Source organism: Streptomyces sp. NPDC048566, from assembly GCF_043199735.1.
Taxonomy (GTDB): domain Bacteria; phylum Actinomycetota; class Actinomycetes; order Streptomycetales; family Streptomycetaceae; genus Streptomyces.
This window is the reverse complement of the sequence record NZ_JBICWL010000012.1, coordinates 49,706-67,917: the sequence shown is the minus strand read 5'-3', so window position 1 is coordinate 67,917 and position 18,212 is coordinate 49,706. Positions and strand designations below refer to the sequence as shown.

At 72.2% G+C, this 18,212-nt stretch carries 15 protein-coding genes; 8 read left to right on the top strand and 7 right to left on the bottom strand.

Annotation, left to right across the window (positions count from 1 at the left end; genetic code table 11):
* Window positions 1-107: 107 nt before the first annotated feature.
* Both ACGFS9_RS19675 and ACGFS9_RS19670 read left to right on the top strand, forming a co-directional pair.
* A complete protein-coding gene (locus ACGFS9_RS19675; protein ID WP_393254768.1) occupies window positions 108-560 on the top strand; it encodes a cyclic nucleotide-binding domain-containing protein in 453 nt (150 codons plus the stop codon).
* Between the two features lie 126 nt (window positions 561-686).
* Window positions 687-914 (top strand): DUF1918 domain-containing protein, encoded by a 228-nt coding sequence (locus tag ACGFS9_RS19670; protein WP_393254766.1) that lies wholly within the window; start codon window positions 687-689, stop codon window positions 912-914.
* 154 nt (window positions 915-1,068) lie between these two features.
* On the opposite strand, the gene ACGFS9_RS19665 is transcribed toward ACGFS9_RS19670, so the two are convergent.
* On the bottom strand, window positions 1,069-4,086 hold the full coding sequence (locus ACGFS9_RS19665) for a glycosyl hydrolase (RefSeq protein WP_393254765.1): 3,018 nt from the start codon (window positions 4,084-4,086) through the stop codon (window positions 1,069-1,071).
* 903 nt (window positions 4,087-4,989) lie between these two features.
* On the opposite strand from ACGFS9_RS19665, the gene ACGFS9_RS19660 reads away from it, so the two are divergent.
* The 3 genes from ACGFS9_RS19660 to ACGFS9_RS19650 all read left to right on the top strand — a co-directional run bounded on the left by ACGFS9_RS19660 (window position 4,990) and on the right by ACGFS9_RS19650 (window position 7,736).
* Window positions 4,990-5,913 (top strand): carbamate kinase, encoded by a 924-nt coding sequence (locus ACGFS9_RS19660; protein ID WP_393254763.1) that lies wholly within the window; start codon window positions 4,990-4,992, stop codon window positions 5,911-5,913.
* A gap of 130 nt (window positions 5,914-6,043) precedes the next feature.
* The gene (locus ACGFS9_RS19655) at window positions 6,044-6,964 is read left to right on the top strand and encodes a universal stress protein (protein ID WP_393254761.1); all 921 of its coding nucleotides are present in this window, start codon (window positions 6,044-6,046) and stop codon (window positions 6,962-6,964) included.
* 73 nt (window positions 6,965-7,037) lie between these two features.
* On the top strand, window positions 7,038-7,736 hold the full coding sequence (locus ACGFS9_RS19650) for a TetR family transcriptional regulator (protein WP_393254759.1): 699 nt from the start codon (window positions 7,038-7,040) through the stop codon (window positions 7,734-7,736).
* 379 nt (window positions 7,737-8,115) lie between these two features.
* On the opposite strand, the gene ACGFS9_RS19645 is transcribed toward ACGFS9_RS19650, so the two are convergent.
* The gene (locus ACGFS9_RS19645) at window positions 8,116-8,547 is read right to left on the bottom strand and encodes an Hsp20/alpha crystallin family protein (RefSeq protein ID WP_393254757.1); all 432 of its coding nucleotides are present in this window, start codon (window positions 8,545-8,547) and stop codon (window positions 8,116-8,118) included.
* 128 nt (window positions 8,548-8,675) lie between these two features.
* Between ACGFS9_RS19645 and ACGFS9_RS19640 the strand changes: the two genes are divergently transcribed.
* Together ACGFS9_RS19640 and htpG are read left to right on the top strand one after the other, a co-directional pair.
* Complete coding sequence (locus ACGFS9_RS19640) at window positions 8,676-9,326, top strand: type III effector protein (RefSeq protein WP_393254755.1); 651 nt, start codon at window positions 8,676-8,678, stop codon at window positions 9,324-9,326.
* Between the two features lie 135 nt (window positions 9,327-9,461).
* Window positions 9,462-11,381 carry a molecular chaperone HtpG gene (htpG, locus tag ACGFS9_RS19635; RefSeq protein ID WP_393254753.1) on the top strand — a complete coding sequence of 640 codons (1,920 nt, stop codon included), beginning with the start codon at window positions 9,462-9,464 and terminating at the stop codon, window positions 11,379-11,381.
* Between the two features lie 189 nt (window positions 11,382-11,570).
* Here htpG and ACGFS9_RS19630 read toward each other — a convergent pair whose 3' ends face one another.
* Window positions 11,571-12,734, bottom strand: coding sequence for an alkane 1-monooxygenase (locus ACGFS9_RS19630; protein WP_393254751.1), 1,164 nt, complete (start codon window positions 12,732-12,734; stop codon window positions 11,571-11,573).
* A 311-nt stretch (window positions 12,735-13,045) separates the two neighbouring features.
* Here ACGFS9_RS19630 and ACGFS9_RS19625 point away from each other — a divergent pair, with 311 nt between their 5' ends.
* Entirely contained in the window at window positions 13,046-13,873 is an 828-nt protein-coding gene (locus ACGFS9_RS19625; RefSeq protein WP_393254749.1) for an SAM-dependent methyltransferase, read from the top strand.
* A gap of 249 nt (window positions 13,874-14,122) precedes the next feature.
* On the opposite strand, the gene ACGFS9_RS19620 is transcribed toward ACGFS9_RS19625, so the two are convergent.
* The 4 genes from ACGFS9_RS19620 to ACGFS9_RS19605 form a co-directional block, all read right to left on the bottom strand.
* Window positions 14,123-15,247 (bottom strand): DUF6183 family protein, encoded by a 1,125-nt coding sequence (locus ACGFS9_RS19620; RefSeq protein ID WP_393254747.1) that lies wholly within the window; start codon window positions 15,245-15,247, stop codon window positions 14,123-14,125.
* 55 nt (window positions 15,248-15,302) lie between these two features.
* Window positions 15,303-15,860 carry a hypothetical protein gene (locus ACGFS9_RS19615; protein WP_393254745.1) on the bottom strand — a complete coding sequence of 186 codons (558 nt, stop codon included), beginning with the start codon at window positions 15,858-15,860 and terminating at the stop codon, window positions 15,303-15,305.
* A gap of 216 nt (window positions 15,861-16,076) precedes the next feature.
* The gene (locus tag ACGFS9_RS19610) at window positions 16,077-17,159 is read right to left on the bottom strand and encodes a protein kinase family protein (RefSeq protein WP_393254937.1); all 1,083 of its coding nucleotides are present in this window, start codon (window positions 17,157-17,159) and stop codon (window positions 16,077-16,079) included.
* A 331-nt stretch (window positions 17,160-17,490) separates the two neighbouring features.
* Window positions 17,491-18,096, bottom strand: coding sequence for a TetR/AcrR family transcriptional regulator (locus ACGFS9_RS19605; RefSeq protein WP_393254743.1), 606 nt, complete (start codon window positions 18,094-18,096; stop codon window positions 17,491-17,493).
* Window positions 18,097-18,212: the final 116 nt, after the last annotated feature.

Genomic DNA, 18,212 nt, shown 5'->3' with positions numbered 1-18,212 from the left:
CGGGGACAGGGCGCGAGGGCACGGCCCGCCGTATTTCACGGGCACCCGTGGCGCGCGGCCCGTGATGCGGTCAGTCTGGAAGAAGCACCACGGAGGGAGTCCCCGCGATGACCGCCGCCCCGGCCCCGGCCATGGAACCCGAGCATCGCGCCCGGCTCATGTGCCTGGCCCGGGAGGTCTCCTTCCCGGCCGGGACCCCCCTGTTCGACGAGGGAGGACGCGCCGACCGCTTCTGGGTCGTGCGCACCGGTACGGTCACGCTCGACGTGCACGTGCCGGGGCGGCGGCCGACCGTGCTCGACACGCTCGGCCCCGGTGATCTCGTGGGATGGTCCTGGCGGTTCCCCCCGTGGATCTGGCAGGCGGGGGCCGCGTCGGTGACCCCGGTGCGGGCCTGGGAGTTCGATGCCGCGAGCGTTCGCGCGCGGTGCGCGGCCGATCCCGAGTTCGGTCGCGGTATCGGGCTGTGGGTGGGGCGCGTGGTCGCCCTGCGGCTGCACGCCGCCCGCCTGCGGCTGCTGGATCTGTACGCGGCGGACGGCGGCGGAGGCCGGTTATGACCGCGGCCCGTCCACGAGGTGACGAGAAGGCCGTCCCGCTCCGGCCGCGCGGCCGGAGCGCGACGGCAGGCGCGGCGCGCCGGCAGGCGCCACGTGCCCCGAGCAGGAAGTGAGGAGTGAGGGACCATGCATGCACACGCGGGTGACGTCATGCGCTTCACCAGCAGGAAGGCAGGCCAACCGGAACACCGGGCGACGGTGGTCGACGTGCTGGGCGCCGACGGCGAACCGCCCTACCGGCTGCGCTACGACGACGGTCACGAGAGCGAGATCTTCCCCGGTCCCGGCTGTGTCATCGAGGAGCGCGGGGATCAGGCGGCGGATCAGGCGCACGCGCGCCGCACCGAGCGCTGACGCACCACGGTGATCCCTGCCCGGCGCCCAGCCGTCCGGCCGGGAGCGTCGCACCGACCGGTCGCGGACCCGGCGCGCCGGAGCCCGGAGCGGAGGCAGGCGAACGGCGACCCGCCGGGCCCGGCCGCGAGGCCGGACCCGGCGGGTGCGCGGGTTACGTGTAGGGAAGGTGGATGACCGAGAGGTTTCCGGTGCCCAGCGTGCTCGCGGCGTGGCCGATGGCGTTCCACATCCGCGCGCGGACCGTCCCCTTTCTGAGATCGCAGGCGGTGCCCGTCACGGACACCGTTCCGGCGTGCTGCGTGTAGTGCTCCCAGCCGGCCACGGGATCGGTGGCGAAGTAGCGGTAGGTCTCGACACGGTCCCAGCTGCCGTCACCGGTGCAGTCGTACGAGAGCTGGAGCTGCGGGGCGTTGCCCACGGCGGTGCCCGCGTCGACGGCCAGATCGAAGGCCGTCGAGCCCCCGTCGAGGTCCAGGGTGAGACCCGTGGCGGTGAAGTCGACCGCCTTGTACGGCGTGCCGTCGTGGTTGGTTCCGTCGGCCGATGCCAGCGGGACGGTGTCGGCCGGGTTCTGCGCCGCGGTCAGTTTCCCGTCGGCCTGCACGAAGAGGTCGGGGGACGAACCGCCGTCGCCGGTGGGCGGCGGACTGCTGTCGGGCGGTGTCGGGGGGTCGGTCGGGGTCGGTGTGGGGGTGTCCGTCGGGGTGGGGCTTCCGGTCGGTGAGGGATCACCTCCCGTGGCGCTGCCTCCGCTCCAGTTCTGGGCTCCCTTCGCGACGGTCCTGCCGCCGGGTACGGCGACGTCGGTGCCGTCGGAGAAGTGCACGGTCATGTCCTGTGCCGTGGCGTTGGCGGCGACGTAGGTCCGCTTGCCCTCCTTGGTGAAGGCGACGGCCAGCGGGCTGTCGGCGGTCACGGTGGTGTCGATGGTTCCGAGAGCGGCGAGGTTGCGTATCCAGTGGAAGGTGTGGGCCTTGCTCTCGCCTTCCTCGGAGGTGAAGGAGTGGTCGGAGCGGAACGCCGCGAGTGCGGCGTCCGGGTCGCCCAGGGCGAGGTACTCGTACCAGATGTCGGTCCAGATGGTGGGTCTGGTCTTCCCGCTCTGCGCGAGCATCTCCTGGTAGTCGGCCGTGACCTGGTCCGGGTCGGCGCCGAGGTAGAAGTGGCCGCCGGTCACCGGGAGCAGGTTGATGCCCTGGATCTGTTCGGGCGCGCTGGAGAACCAGGTGGAGTAGGCGCCGCCGTTGCCCCAGACCATGCCGACCTGCCGGTGCTTGAACTCGGCCGGGTAGACCTCCTCGTGGCCGTCGAACCAGTAGTCCTCGATGGCGGCCGCCTGGGTCGTGTACATGTAGATGCCCGCGTCACGGACCGTCTTGTCGCCGGTGGCGATGCCCCACTGGATGAGCGCGTTGTCGAAGTTCATGCCCTCCGAGGAGGACTCCTGGTTGTTGCCGGCGAAGAAGGACCCGTGGCCGGACGCCCAGTCGTGACCGCTGTAGATGTCGAAGTCCCGCAGGTAGGGGAACCGCTTGTCGGCGCGGTCGTAGTTGTTCGCGTCCCGGATCAGCAGGTCGACCATGGCGCCGTAGTGGCCCGAGGCCGCCCAGTCCGGATCGAACTTGGCCAGGGTCGCGGCGGCTGCGACGAAGTATCCGTAGTGGAAATGGTGGTCGTTGAGTTCCTGGTCGGAGCCGTAGGAGGCGGGGTATCCGATGAGGGTTCCCCACGCCTTGTCGTAGTAGAACTTGTGGCCGTTCTCGTCCTGCGACGCGGTCAGCCAGTCGGTGAGCCTGCTTCTGATCGCCGCGAGTGCGGCGTCTCGGACGTCCGTGCTGCCCGTCTGGTCGGCGATCTCGGCGATGCGCGTCGCTCGGCCGAGTCCCTTGCCGGTCCAGTAGGTGTCGTCGCTCTGCTGGCGGGTCGGATCGGACTTCTCCGCGTCCAGGTAGTCCCGCAGGGTGGCGGCGTCGGCGCCGGAACCGTCGGCGACCGCGGGGACCTCGGGCAGGACCCCGTGGAAGACCATGGACGTCGTGAAGGACCGGACGCCGGTCAGGATCTTCAGCGGGCCGCGGGACGAAACGTAGGTCTCCGCTCGGGGTTCGCCGCCGGCGAGGTGGCGCCACTGGTGGGGCAGCAGCGCGGTCACGGTGGCGGTCTGCGAGCCCTCCAGGGCTTCGGTGGTGTACCGGTAGGTCGTGGTGAGGGTGCTGTCGATCTCGTCGTACGTGTAGGAGACGCTCGTGCCGGTGACGTGCGCGTGGGCGTACCTGGCGTACGCGTCGGCCAGCGCTTCGCGGTCGGCCGCCGACGTGGCGGACGTGGTCGGCAGGACCGCGACGGTGAAGTAGTCCTTGCCCGCCAGCGACGAGCCGAACCCGGAGTCCTGGACAGACCAGGTCGCGCCGCTCGGCGCGAAGGCGACGTAGTCGTGGCCGTTGACGCGGTAGCCGATGCGGGAGCCCGAGTGGGACCACACGCTCGACTGCGCTCCCGAGGCGAGCGTGATCCGGGCGTCGCCGCCGCCGGCCCGGAAGTAGGCGAACGGCAGACCGGACCCGATGGTCGCTCGCAGCGAGTGGGTGCCGTCGCTGAGCAGGGGGCTGACCGTCCAGTCGCTCCAGTCGTCGACCTTCACCTCGGGCGCCTGGAGCCCGCTCACACCGACGGTGAAGTCCTCGGCGTAGTCGAAGTGGTACTCGCCGACGCCTTTCGCGCCCCCGGAGATGGCGGGTGTGGTGCTGTAGGAGACCCCCAGGCCGGTGGAGCGGGCGCGGAAACCGAGCGGCTGCGCGTACAGCGGTTCTCCGTAGGCGCAGTCGGTGCGCTTCCACAGGATGGAGGACCACCAGTCGTTGGTGGGGACGGGCCCGGCCGGCGCCCGGGAGGTGACCCAGTGCCGCGGGTTGGTGGAGATGTCCCCGCAGCCGGACGGCAGAGGCCCCGGCGGCTGGGTGGTGTAGCTGCCCTGACCGACGGCGTCGGCGCGGGCGGTGTGCGAGGCGAGCACGGCGAGGAGGCCGGCGAGCAGGGCCGTCACGACCGCGCACACCATGCTGCGGGGGTGCCGCACGGTACGGGTGGCCGCCGGCCGCCCGCCGGGCACCGGTATGGCCTGCGCGGCTCCGGGCGCGTCGCCGGGTGGGGACTGACTGACTGGGGGCATCGAGAACTCCTGAGGGGAGGGCCCGCACACGGGCCGTATGCCACAACGGGCAGGAGAGTGCTGGTCCGCCGGGAGATCCGTCGCCCGGCGAGCAAAAGTCCGTAACGATCACTCGTACAGGTGCGAACCTGGCTGTGATTCACAGGATGAGAGCGCTCTCAACACTGGAGAGGCTAGGGACGCCCGCCGGACACTGTCAACACTTCACGCAACACGCCTTCACCGCTGCGTAACCGCCGCGACATCCCCGGACGGTGAGCGCGATACGTCCGTCGCCTGCCGTCTCCCCCGTCCCGGAAGGCCCGGACCGCGTCGGCCAGCTCACCTCCGGAGGGGCGCCGGGACTGCTCAGGCGCCGTGAATGGGCGGGAGAGCGATGCCGTCGCCGAACGGCTCGGGGGGCTATGCCGTCGCGCGGAGAAGCGCCGTTCGCGACCGGGTCCACGTGTGACGCGCGCACACGAAGCGGTGGATGGTCTGCCGCTGCACCGCCACCCATCGGTGCGCGCTCCCGGAGCCGTGGGCCCGTGCCGGGTGCGCTGCCGGCGATCCGCCTCGGGAGTACACGCCTTGATGGACCGGCAAGGGCATGCCGCCCCGCCGGGCGCGGAGATCGCTCGCGTCGCGGTGGCGGGCCGTCCGGCATGGCGGCCGAGGCGCCGTCGCTTCGGTGGTCCGGTCGGGTCCCGCCACCGGGACCATCGGCCTTCCCCCCGGGGCCCGCCGGCCGGTGGCCCGCGGCGGGTCCCGCGCAGGAGCATGTCCGTAGGCCGGTTCACCGGACGTACCGGCCGATGCCGCGGCCGGGCGCACCGCGACCGCACCCGCGGCACGAGAAGCCGGGTCCTGGCTGGTCCGGGCCGTGCCGGGCCCCCAGTGCTCTCACCTTCAAGGAGCCCCCCGATGCGCATCGTCGCCGCTCTCGGCGGCAACGCCCTGCTCCACCGCGACGAACGCCCCTGCCCGGACGTCGTGCGAGCCGGCATCGAGCGGGCCGTCGAGAGCCTCGCCGTGCTGGCCCGGGACAACGATCTCGTCATCACCCACGGCAACGGGCCCGAGCTCGGCACCGAGGCCGTGGACAGCGCCGCCGGTCCCCCGCTCGGCGCTCCCCGGCCGCTGGACATGCTCGGGGCGCAGAGCCAGGGGATGATCGGATCCCTGCTGGTCAGGTCCCTCCGAAGCGCCCTTCCCGGCCGGCCGGTGACCGCTCTCGTCACCCATACGCTGGTGGACCCGGGCGACCCGGCCTTCGAGCGACCCGGCACGTTCGTGGGGCAGGTCTATCCCCGGGACATCGCCCAGTCCCTCGCCCGCAAGCACGGCTGGCACATCGCCAGGGACACCGCGGGCTGGCGCAGAACCGTCCCGTGCCCGGAACCCGAGGCCGTCCTGGAGACCGACGTGATCCACGCGCTGCTGAACAGCGGCGCCGTCGTCGTCTGCGGGGGCGGCGGCGGTGTTCCCGTCACAACCGATGCCGACACCGGGCGGCTGAACGGAGTCGAGGCCGTCGTCGACACGGACCTGACCGCAGCTCTGCTGGCCGAGGAGTTGAAGGCCGACTTCCTGCTGCTCCTCACCGATGTGCCCAACGTCTACACGGACTTCGGCACCCCTCGCCGGCAACCGCTCCTCGGCACCACTCCCGACGTCCTGCGGAGCCTGCCCCTTCCCGAGGGCTCGATGCGGCCCAAGGCCGAAGCCGCCGCACGATTCGTCGAACGGACCGGCGGGCCGGCCGCGATCGGCGCCCTCGGCGCGGCCTACGCCATCGCCCACGGAACCACCGGAACACTCGTCTGCCCCCGACTCGCCTTCGGATGACGCGGCAGGTCCCGCGCGCGGACTCCGGAGGCGGGGAGCGGGACTCTCGGCTGCCGGGGAGGGCCGGCAGGCCCCTGCCCGGCACACGGCGGGGAGCGAACAATCGGAGCCCCACCGAAGGAGGTTGACCATGCCCCGCACGCTGACCGTCGGGCTGGACGGCTCGCCGGAGAGCCTGGCCGCCGCGGACTGGGCCGGCCGCGAAGCGGCCCTGCGCGACCTGACTCTGCGCCTGATCCACGCGTCGCAGTGGCAGAGCCCGCTGTACGCACCGCGCAGCGCCCTCGGCATTCCGGTGCCACCGCCCGGCCTGCAACACGACTGCGCGCAGCGACTGTTGGACGAGGCACGGAGTCGTGTGGCCCGCCGCCACCCGGACCTGACCATCGAGTCCGACGACGTGCCCGGACTGCCCGCCCAGGCCCTGATCGAAGCCGCCCGGGACACCGACCTCCTGGTGTTGGGGTCGCGCGGACTGGGCAAGGTCGCCGGATTCCTCCTCGGGTCCGTATCCCTCACGGTCCTGGCAGGCAGCGAACGGCCGGTGGTGCTCGTGCGGTCCCCCCACCCCGATCCGCCGGCCGGGCCGGACGGTACGACGGATTCCGCTCCCGGCGGAGATCCCGAGCGCGGGGACGTCGTCCTGGGACTCGACCTGCGCCAACCCGGTACCGCCGTGATCGACTTCGCGTTCGAGGAGGCGTCCCGGCGCGCGGCGCGGCTGCGCGTCGTGCACGGCTGGACGCTGCCTCCCTACTTCTACGGCGGCGACCTTCTCCCGGAGGCGCGCGACGATCTGGGCACGCGCGTGGAACGCCGCCTGGCCGACGTCCTGGAACCGTGGCGCCGGCGGTTCCCCGCCGTGGAGGTGGCGCCCCGGACCGCTGTCGGCGACGCCGGTGAACTCCTCGTGGACGCCTCCCACGATGCGGCCCTCGCCGTCGTGGGCCGCCGCATCCGGCGGGCCGCCGTGGGGCGTCACATCGGACCGGTGGTCCAGGCCCTCGCCCACCACGGCACCGCACCGGTGGCCGTCGTCCCGCACGACTGACCGGACGCGAACGGCCGTGCCGGCGGTCACGGCGGTGGTGTGGCATCCCGGCGCGTACCGCAGACTTGGCCCCATGCCGTCCGAACTCCCCCGGCCGCCCCGCCGCTCCGACACGCCGCCACCGGCCGATCCTCCCCGCATTGCCTGGCGCAGGCAGATGCGGGAGCGGGTCGTCGAGGAGGCGTGGCAGCTCGCTGCGCGGGAGGGGTGGGACCGGGTGCGCGTCGCGGACATCGCCGTCCGGGCCGAGGTCTCCCGGCCCTCCATCTACGCGGAGTTCGGCGACCGCGCCGGGATAGGGGCCGCGCTCGTGCTGCGGGAGACGGACCGTTTCCTGCTGGAGGTGTCCCGGGTCCTCGACGCGCGCCGCGACGACGTCGCCGCGGCGCTCCAGGCGGGGGTCGGTCACGTACTGGCCGAGGCCGGGCAGAACCCCCTCGTCCGTGCCGTGGTGGGTGCGGCCCGCGGCGGCACCGACGGCCTGCTCCCCTTTCTCGCGAGCCGGCCCGAACCCGTCTTCTCGCGGGCCCGCGAACTCGTGGAGGCGTGGCTTGCCGACAGGACGCCGGACGTACCCGCCCGCCTGCGCCGCGACGCAGCCGATCTGCTGGTCCGGCTGACCATCAGCCACCTGCTTCTGCCTTCCGGCGATCCGGGGGCGACGCCCGCACGGGTGGCCGGTGCCGCCTGTGCCGTGCTGGGCCTCGGTGCGCCGCGCCCGGCGGGGCCGGAGTGGCGGGACGGCGGTCCGGACGCTCCCGCTACGCCGTAGCGGAGATGCGGGGTGCGTTGTTCGGAGAAGATCGTCATGGCGAGCGGTGTGCGGTGGTGGACCGTCTTCCTTGAGGACACGTTCCGGCACCACGCCTCACCGCGTTGCGATGCGAACCGCCGGGGCGAAGCCCCCCGGCCCGTCACGGTGTTCCGGGGGGCTTCGCACAGGACTCGCCCATCGACTGCGCTCAAGCCGGGGCGGGCGCCACGCGAACCGCGGGCTCGGCGTCCCGGGCCCTGCCCGCGGGCCGCGCTCCGCCCTGCGGTTCGTAGCGCCCTCCGCTGCGGAACCGCTGGACGGCCGCGCCTCGGCTGCCGCCGGGAGTCCGCGGGGGCCGCGGCGGGAGGGTGGAGCACGGTCCGCCCTCCCGGCGGGATCAGCCGGAGATCTCCTTGCGCCCGGAGCCGGCGCCGACGGAGATCTTGCGCGGCTTGGCACGCTCGGCGATCGGAATGCGCAGGGTGAGGACGCCCGCGTCGTAGTCGGCCTGGATGCGCTCGGTGTCCAGGGTGTCGGCGAGCACGATCTGGCGGGAGAAGGCGCCCAGCGGCCGCTCGGACAGCTCCATCTTCACGTCGTCGGCCTTCGTCACCGGCCGTCGCTCCGCCTTGACGGTGAGCATGTTCCGCTCGACGTCGATCTCGAGCGCGTCCGGGGACACGCCGGGGATGTCGAAGGCCACCACGTACTCGTCGCCCTCGCGGTAGGCGTCCATGGGCATCACCGAGGGCTTGGACCAGGTGGCCGGGCCCATCAGCTGCTGCGCCATCCGGTCCAGCTCACGGAAGGGGTCGGTGCGCATCAACATCGTGAAACACCTCCAGTAGGTTCGAGCGGTTGCTGCCAATGCGCTGCACTGCCCCTGTTGTAACATGTCATCCAGTCGATGACAAATACGATGTCGTCATCCGGATGACACTCCCGAGGGAGGTGCCCATGAACTCGGCAGACCAGCCGTCCACGAGGGGACCCGACGCCCAGAGCCCGGCGTCCTTCCTCGCCGCCGCGGCAGCCCTGGCCGCCGTCGACGACGCCCTGCGCGACGCCCACGGCGAGACACCCGACGCCGCCGGGCCCGGCCCCGAGCAGGCCCTGGCTTCCCTGCTGCTGCTGCGGCAGGTGCGCGAACGGCTCGCCGGCTGGGAGACCGGCCTGATCGAGACCGCCCGCGACGCGGGAGCCAGCTGGGCCGACCTGGCCGCCCCTCTCGGCGTCGCGAGCCGGCAGGCCGCCGAACGCCGCTACCTGCGCGGTCGCCCCGGCACGGAGGGCAGCACGGGCGAGCAGCGCGTGACGGCCACCCGCCAGGCACGGGCGGCCGAACGCGCCACCGCGACCTGGGCCCGCGCCCACGCCGCCGACCTGCGCCGCCTGGCCGGCCGGCTCACCGCCCTCACCCGTCTCGACCCCGCGGCACGCTCGGCCCAGGCCGCCCTGCACGCCGCTCTCGGCGCCGCGGACGCGGCCGACCTCCTCGCCCCTCTGGCCGGCATGCGCCCCCATCTCGACGCCCGGCACGGCGACCTCGCCGCGTCCCTGGACGCCATCGAGGGCCTGCCCGGGACGGCGGGGGCCGCCGATGCATGACCCCCGCTCCACGGCACCCGACGATGCGGGCGGGCTCCGGCCCGACCCGCGGCACATCCCATCCGGCGCCGGTCCGCCCTCCGTACCGGCCCGCCTGCCCGCCCGTTCATGACGCTCCCACAGAAAGAGACCCGCATGCCCAGCAGTGTCGAGACACTCGAGTTCCAGGCCGAGACACGCCAGTTGCTTCGACTGGTGATCCACTCGATCTACTCGAACAAGGACGTCTTCCTGCGCGAGCTGATCTCGAACGCCTCCGACGCCCTGGACCGGCTGCGGCTCGAATCGCTGACCGACTCCGACCTCGCCGAGACCGACACCACCGACCTGCACATCCTGCTGGAGGTCGACAGGGAGGCCCGCACCCTGACCGTCCGCGACAACGGGATCGGCATGACCCGGGACGATCTCGTGGAGCTGATCGGCACGATCGCCAAGTCCGGCACCGCAGGTCTCCTGGAGAAGCTCAGGGAGTCCAAGGACGCCGCCACCGCCGAAAGCCTGATCGGGCAGTTCGGCGTCGGCTTCTACGCCGCGTTCATGGTCGCCGACAAGGTCACCCTGCTCACCCGGCGGGCCGGCACCGACACCGGCACCCGGTGGGAGTCCGACGGCGAGGGCACCTACGACCTCCAGGCCGTCGACGACCTTCCCGTGGGCACCTCGGTCACCCTGCACCTCAAGCCCGCCGACAGCGAGGACGAACTGGCCGACTACCTCTCCGAGGCGAAGATCCGGCAGATCGTCAAGCGCTACTCGGACTTCATCCGCTGGCCCATCCGCATGGCCGCCGAGCGCACCGAGACCGACGGTGAGACCACCGGGGACCTCGACACGCTCAACTCGATGAAGGCGCTCTGGGCCCGGTCACGCAACGAGGTGACCGAGGAGGAGTACCACGAGTTCTACCAGCAGATCAGCCACGACTGGCTGGCGCCCGCCGAGACGATCCACATGCGCGCCGAAGGCACCTTCGAGTACGAGGCGCTGCTGTTCATCCCCGCGCAGGCACCCTTCGGCCTGTTCTCCCCGGAGACGAAGTCCGGCGTGCAGCTGTACGTCAAGCGGGTGTTCATCATGGACGACTGCGACGTCCTCATGCCCAACTACCTGCGCTTCGTCAAGGGCGTGGTGGACGCCCACGACCTGTCGCTGAACGTCTCCCGCGAGATCCTCCAGCACGACCGGCAGATCAGCGGGGTACGCCGGCGCCTGGTGAAGAAGGTCCTCGGCGCCGTCAAGGACATGCAGGCCAAGGACGCCGAGCGCTACGCGACGGTGTGGGCCCAGTTCGGCCGGGCGCTGAAGGAAGGCCTGATCGAGGACCCGGACAACACCGACGCCCTGCTGGAGCTCGTGTCGGCCGCCTCCACCCACGACCCGGAGAAGACCACCACGCTGCGCGAGTACGTCGAGCGCATGAAGGACGGTCAGGACGCGATCTACTACCTCACCGGCGAGACCCGCGCGATGGTGGAGAACTCCCCGCACATGGAGGCCTTCGCCGCCAAGGGCTACGAGGTCCTGATCCTCACCGACCCCGTCGACGAGGTGTGGGTGGACCGGGTCCCGGCGTTCGACGGCCACCGCTTCCAGTCCATCGCCAAGGGCCAGGTCGATCTCGACGAGGCGGCCGACGGCGACGGGGAGACGGATGCCGAGAAGGAACAGCGCGAGCAGGACTTCGCCGCGCTACTGCCGTGGCTGACCACCGCCCTGTCCGAGCAGGTCAAGCAGGTCCGGCTGTCCTCCCGCTTGACGACCTCGGCGGCGTGCATCGTCGGCGACACCCACGACGTGACACCGACCCTGGAGAAGATGTACCGGGCGATGGGACAGCAGATCCCGCCGGTCAAGCGGATTCTGGAGCTCAACCCCGCGCACCCGCTCGTCACCGCCCTGCGCACCGCGCACGAGGCGAACGCCGACGATCCCGCGCTGGCGGAGACGGCCGAGCTGATCTACGGCAGCGCGCTCCTCGCCGAGGGCGGCGAACTGCCGGACCCGGCCCGCTTCACCCGGCTGCTCACCGACCGCCTGACCCGCGCCCTGTAGCCACGGGCTGAGCGCGGCACCGAACGCGTCCGCCTCCCCGGCTTCTCCGTGCGGGGTGGGCGGGCGCGTTCCGGGGAGCCGGTGGCGAGCCCCGGCCCGTCGGGCGTTCTCCCGGCGGTCGATGCCGCGGCGCGTCCGCGGGCCGGGCGTCCCGCCGCGACGTTACGCGAGGTGCGGCGACCTGCCGCGCTACGCGCCCCGCCTGGAGGAGACGTCCCGCCGGACTCCCGCCGTCGGACGCCGGTTGGCGAGCGTCACGTCTCCGTCGTAGTGGGCCAGCAGCCGCGCGTCCATGATCCTCCGCCACACGCGGGGGAACCAGCAGGTGACGATCATCGTCGCGTAGCCCGAGGGCAGTTCGGGCGCTTCGTCGAAGTGGCGGAGCGTCTGGTAGCGGCGCAGCGGGTTGGCGTGGTGGTCGGAGTGCCGCTGCAACTGGAAGAGGAGCAGGTTGCTGACGGTGTTGTCGCTGTTCCAGCTGTGGCGCGGCGCGACCCGCTCGTAGCGGCCGTCCGGCAGCCGCTCGCGCAACAGGCCGTAGTGCTCCAGGTAGTTGACCGACTCCAGAAGGCAGAAGCCGAGGACAGCCTGGACGGCGAGGTACGGCAGCACCGCCCAGCCGAAGGCAGCGGTGAGGGCTGCGAAGAGGGCGGCGGACAGCGCCCACGCCGTGAGGACCTGGTTGTCGCCGCTCCACACGCGGCGCCCTCGCCGTTCCAGCCTGGCGCTCTCGATGCGCCAGGCCGAGCGCACTCCGCCCAGGACCGTGCGCGGCAGGAACCGCCAGAACGATTCGCCGAGGCGGGAGCTGGCGGGGTCCTCGGGTGTGGCGACCCGGAGGTGGTGTCCGTGGTTGTGCTCCACGAAGAAGTGCCCGTACCAGGTCTGGGCGAGGGCGATGCGGCTCAGCCGACGCTCCACCCGCTGCCGCTTGTGGCCCAGTTCGTGGGCGGTGTTGATGGCCACGCCGGCCACCACCCCCGTGGTCGCGGCGAGTCCGAGGTCGCCGGCGACGGACAGACCGCCGTAGGCCCAGATCCCGCAGGCCCACACCAGGGCTCCGTACTGGAGCGGCAGGTAGAGGTAGGTGCACCAGCGGTAATACCGATCGGCGTCCAGGGCCTTCATGATCGCCTCGGGCGGATTGCTGCCGTCCCTGCCGACGGCGGCGTCCAGGACGGGGATGAGGACGAAGGCGAAGACGGGGCCCCACCACCAGAAGAGTTCCAGACCGGTGAGGTGAGCCAGGGCTCCCGCCTGGAACGGCAGCGTCGGGACGGCCAGCGCGCTCAGCCACAGGTACCGCTTCGGGTCGCGCCACCGCGACGGTTCGTCTGCTGTTGCTTCCGGCACGGGACCTCCTGCGGCGAGTGGGCGCGCTGGGGCGTGCGGCGACCCGGCGTACCGGGCCCGCTCGGCGGACCGGTGGGAGCGCGCTGCGGTGTCACCGAGCGTGCCAGCCCGCCGGATCGCTGACAAAGGTGGCGCCGTGTAAACGTTCTGACGATGCGTCAAGGCATTGGCGTTCGCTGCACCGACCGTCGGCGCACGAGCAAAGGGGCGGGCTCCGCGTCGAGAGTGAACGCCGGCGCCCGCCTGCCGGATGCGGTTCCATCGCCGTATGTTGGCGAACCCCTCGCTGCCGGACCGCCTCTCGGGAGAGGATGGGCACCGTGACTAGCGACGGAACCACGATCGACGCCGGCCGGCCCAGCATCGCGCGGGTCTACGACTACCTGCTCGGCGGCAAGGACAACTACGCCGTGGACCGGGAGGTCGGCGACGTCTTCAAGCGGGACCTCCCCGGTTCGGTGGCGATCGCGTTCGCCAACCGCTCGGCCCTGACCCGGGCGATCGCGGAGATAGCGACCACGACGGACGTGACCCAGTTCGTCGACCTGGGCAGCGGGCTGCCGACCGCCGACAACGTCCATCAGGTCGCGCAGCGCCATGTCCCCGAGTCCCGTGTGGTGTACGTCGACATAGACCCGCAAGTCCTGGTCCACGGACGGGCCTTGCTGGAGGAGAACGACCGGACCCGGGTGATCGCCGCGGACGTCCGCGACCCCGACGCCGTCTACCACCACCCCGACACCCGGGCGCTGATCGACTTCGACCGTCCGGTGGCCGTGGTCTTCAGCGCGATCCTCCACCACGTCAACGACGAGGAGGACCCCGGCGGGATCGTCCGATACTGGATCGACCGCGTTCCCTCGGGAAGCTACTTCTTCGTCAGCCACTTCCGGTCGGGCGACAACCCGGAGACGGCGGAGGCGGAAGCCGTCCTCCAGCAGACCTTCGGCCGCGGACGCTGGCGGACCGACGAGGAGATCGCCCGGTTGCTGGACGGCCTGGAGATCCTCGATCCAGGTGTGGTTCCTGCTCCCCTCTGGCGCCCCGCGACGGTCGACACGCCCTGGAGCGACGGAGCGAAGAGGGAACTGACCGTCTGGGAGCACCTCATCGCCGCGGGGCTCGCCCGCAAGAGGTGATCGCCGGGCCCCGGTCGCGCATCCACCGGGGACCCGCCGCCGGGCGTCCCCGGTGGATGGGCACGCCGCAGGCCGGTGGTGCGCGCATCACCCGGGCGGGCGGTCCTGGTTCACGGGGTGTGCATCCGGGTCGAACGGACCACGCGGCGGCTCGCGAACGGCCCCGGCCGCCGGTCCCCCCACACGCCACGGCGCCCGCGGCAGGGCTCGGCGCCACGCGATCACCCTGCTCGTCGCATCACGCCCGCGTCAGTCGGTGTCCGTCGCGGCGAGAACGGCCAGGCGCCGACGGTCCGCAGAGAGTGCGGCGATCCCGATGTCCCAGGCCACCTGCTCGAACCACGTCGTGCCGGCCTCGAAGCCGTACCAGACGCAGCCCCGTGCACGCGCCTCGACATCGGCCGTGGCGGAGCCCTCCGGACTTCCGGCCAGCGCGGCCAGTGACCGCCACGCCGCCAGGCGGCCGTAGGCACCGTGGCAGCCGGAGTTGTACGCGCCTCCCGTCGACGCCGCGGCGAAGAGGACACGCCACGCCCGGTCCGGTGCCTGCGTCGATGCCGACAGCGGAGCCTTCCTCCCCGCACCGCGCAGGCACTCCAGCCCCAGCGTGAGGAGCGCGTCGGGCACCGCCTCGGCGCCCAGGGGCCCGGCAAGGTCGAAGACCCGCGCCTCGACGCGCCCGTTGGACTCCTCCGCCCAGTTCGCCACGGCCGCGCCCATCGCTCTCGCCGAGGCGGGTGTGGTCGACTCCTCGGCCGACGACACGCAGGCGGCGGTGGTCATCGTCCGTTCGCCGTCCTCCGACGGGCCGTACGGCATCGCGTATCCGCCGCCACTGAGGGTGTAGCTCGGGAGGTCGGGAGTTCCTTCCAGGTCGGACAGGGTCAGCGGCAGCCCGCCCAGCGGATGATGCCTCCAGTGCGCCGACGAGGCCCACCGCGCGATCCCCGGTACATCCCCGACGGCCACGCCCCTGAGCACCAACTCATGGACCAGACAGGCCCGAAGCTCTTCTGAGGCCCGGCCGGTGAAGGCCTCGGCCAAGTCGGTTGCCGCGTGTCCGGAAGCCAGCAGCGAGGCGGTGTAGCGGTCGAGCTGCCGGTGGGCGACCGCGTCCGAAGCGACCAGTCGCAGCGCCTGGGTGAGGTTCCCGGTACCGGTCGTGGTCGCCAACAGCCGCAGCAGATGATCGAACACGCTGGAGAACTGCCACATCCGGCCTGCGGTGCCGAAGGCACCGGCGAGAGCCACGCCAAGGTCCCCGGCGAACGCCGCGTCGCCCTTCGCGACCCGCTCGTCGACCATCGCGCATACGCCCGTGACGTCCTCCAGGCCGGGCAAGTCCGTCACGATCTCGTGTATCCGATCCGTCACGACTCCGACCTTATAAGCCGTGCAGGCCGGACCGGTACCCGATATCGGTGCCCTCTCAGCGCAGAACCTCCAGCCCACCGCCGTCGCCCAGGGCCGCGGCGATCCGGTCCAGCCGGGCCGCCGCACGGCGCAGTGACCAGGTGACCAACACGGCGTACAGCACCGCCACGACGAGCGTCAGTGTGCCGAGGACACGGTCGCCGACGACCGTCCACATCCAGTTGGCCACCAGCAGGTAGAGCAGGCACAGCAGGCCGACGGCGCCGCGACGGCGCCGGCGGCGCTCCTGGCGCAGCCGTACCAGCCGCCAGAGGGCGGCCCGTTCGGCGGGGTCCGTGGGGATCTGCGCGCGGACGATCCGGTGGTGGAGCACGAGCAGGTCGCGGGCCGATCCCAATTCCAGCCGCCGGACCAGTCCTCGGCGCCGGGCCGCCACCCACGCGCCGAACAGTACGGACATCCCCAGGTCCAGCGCGAACAGCTCAACGGGCACGGCCGGCCCGAACCACAGGAGGTGCAGGCACGACGAGGCCAGCAGGACCCACAGCATGCACGCCCAGATGCCGTCCCGCCGCCTCGGCCGCACCCCCGCCGTCACCGTCACTCCCGCCACCGGTCCGCCTTCCGCCTCGGCCGACCGGTCCCGGCAGGGCCGTGATCCGGTGTGAGCCGTTCCGCCTCGTTCGTCGCGGCATGCTGGCACGGCGCGACGGGCATGCGGCCCACCGGGGTCCGCCCGGATGCGGATCCGGTTGCGGACGGATGCCCATTCGTGATCTTGACTCGATCTCGGCGGTGAAGCGGTCCGGAAGCCCTCCGGCAATGGGCCTCAGCCCGCGGCAGCGGCCCCGACGCCTGCCTGCCGCTCGATCTCCGCAGCCGGGAACGGCGTCCGCCTGGTCTCGGTGACAAGGCCGCGGATGAAGGAGTTCATGACGACGGTGGGGCGTGCGTGCCGGTCGATGTTGTCGGCGATCTCCGACGGGACGTCACCAGGGCGTTGGCCGGCAATCCAGTCGCGCAGAAAGTCCTCGTGTTCCGTCTCGCCGCGCACCTGGTCGAGCAGGTGGTGGCGGAGCAGGTGGCTCGCGGTGTACCGCCGGTCGTAGGCGAGGTGCTCCGACAGGAAGCGGGACGCGTCCGACGACAGGTCGAAGCGGGAACTCAGGGCGAGGCCGAAGTCGGCGAAGTAGAGCCGGTGGCCGTCCGTCAGGACGTTGGCGAAGTGGGCGTCGAAATGAACCAGTCCGCGGGCGCTCATGAAGGCGGCGCCTTCCATGAGAGCCGCCTCCACCCACCGGAGAGGCAAATCGTCCCCGCTCCCCCGCTGCGGGCTCCTGCGGTGAGCCGCCAGCCAGTCGGCCAGGGTGTGCGGCACGTGCTCCAGAAAGACCACCAGGCTCCACGAGGAGCTGCCGATCGCCTCCAACCGGTCACGGACGGCGGGTGACCCCTCCCAGTGGGCCACCGCGCCGTCCACGCCGCCGAACGCGTCGGTGAACCCTTCGGGCGGGGAGTCCGGCAGAACCCGCCAGTGGTACATCAGCGGAAACCCCGCGTACGCGTCGGCCAGGACCCAGTTCGTGGTCATGGTGTGCACGGCGAGCTCTCTCCAGGCACCGAATCCGGCCGATCCCACGCCGTACTGGTAGAAGAGGGGGAGGTCGAAGATGTTCGCCGTCGACCGCACGTTCTCGGGGCGCAGTTCGGCGTCCGTCAGGGGAATGCGCTTGACGAAGACACGCGTACCGTCCACGTCCAGTTCTCCGCACCTGCCGCCGATTCCCGATCCGAGCGGGACCGCGGCCGCCACGGCCCGGCCGAGCCGCCGGTCGCCGAGCAGCGACAGGCACGTGCTCACGCCCGCGTAGTCGGCCAGGCGCGCGGCGCGCAGCGGTTCACGGTCCGGCATCATCGCCTCCCCCCGCACCCGCACCCGCGCTTCGGCACCTCGTCGGGTATCGATCTTACGGCGCTGTTGCTGCCGCACGCCGCCGATCCCGGTGTCTCCCCCGGCGGCCTTCGGACCCCGGTTGGCAAAACCTTCCCGCGCGACAGCCGGCACGCCGGCGGCGGCCGGCCACGCGCGCGCCCCATGGCGTCGAGGGTCTTCTCCCCCCTCCGACCGGTGACGTCACCGCAGCCTGCGCCGTTCCAGAGTGGCCGCGTGGTGGCACATCCGTGATTCGAGATCGATCACCCCGCCCGCGGGACGGAGTCCGACGAGGCCGAGGCGGCGGCCCTCAACCCGCCCCGGCGTCCGGGCCGGTGCCCCGGCGTGGCGCGCCGGAGCGCAGGCCGGCCATCACCAGGTCCAGGAGCCGGGACGCGCGCGGCTGCCAGTCGGTGTGCGGGTCGATGAGCCACAGGCCGGCGATCGCCAGCATGAAGTCGTCCGCAGTGACACCGGGGCGGATGGCGCCCGCCTCCTCGCAGGCGCCCAGCAGCAGGCCCACGGCCTCGGTGAGCGGGCCGTGGGCCAGGCTTTTGAGCGTGCCGGCGGCCGTCGCCTCCCGCAGGGCTCCGGCGAGCCCCGCCTTCGCCATCGCGTACCGGGCCAGTCGGTCCATCCACTCGCGCAGCGCCACCTCCGGCGGGCCGGCCCGCAGCAGCTGGGCCGCGGCGTCGCACACCTGCTGCACCTCGTACCGGTACACCTCCAGGACGAGTGCCTCGCGGCTGGGGAAGTTGCGGTAGAACGTCGCCTGCCCCACGCCCGCCTTCTTGGCGATGAGGCTGAGCGGGGCCTGTGCCGAACAGGTCAGTTCCACCAGGGCGACCTCGAGGATGCGCTCCCGGTTGCGCTGCGCGTCGGAACGCAGCGGTTCGCGCTTCTGCGGGTGACTCACGCGTCCTCCAACGGCCGTGGCGCGGATACCTCCTTGCTGAACGGACAGTAGTCCACTACGTTCGGGAGACACTGAGCGGACAACTGTCCGCTTATTCGGCCCGCCCTTCCGCGCGG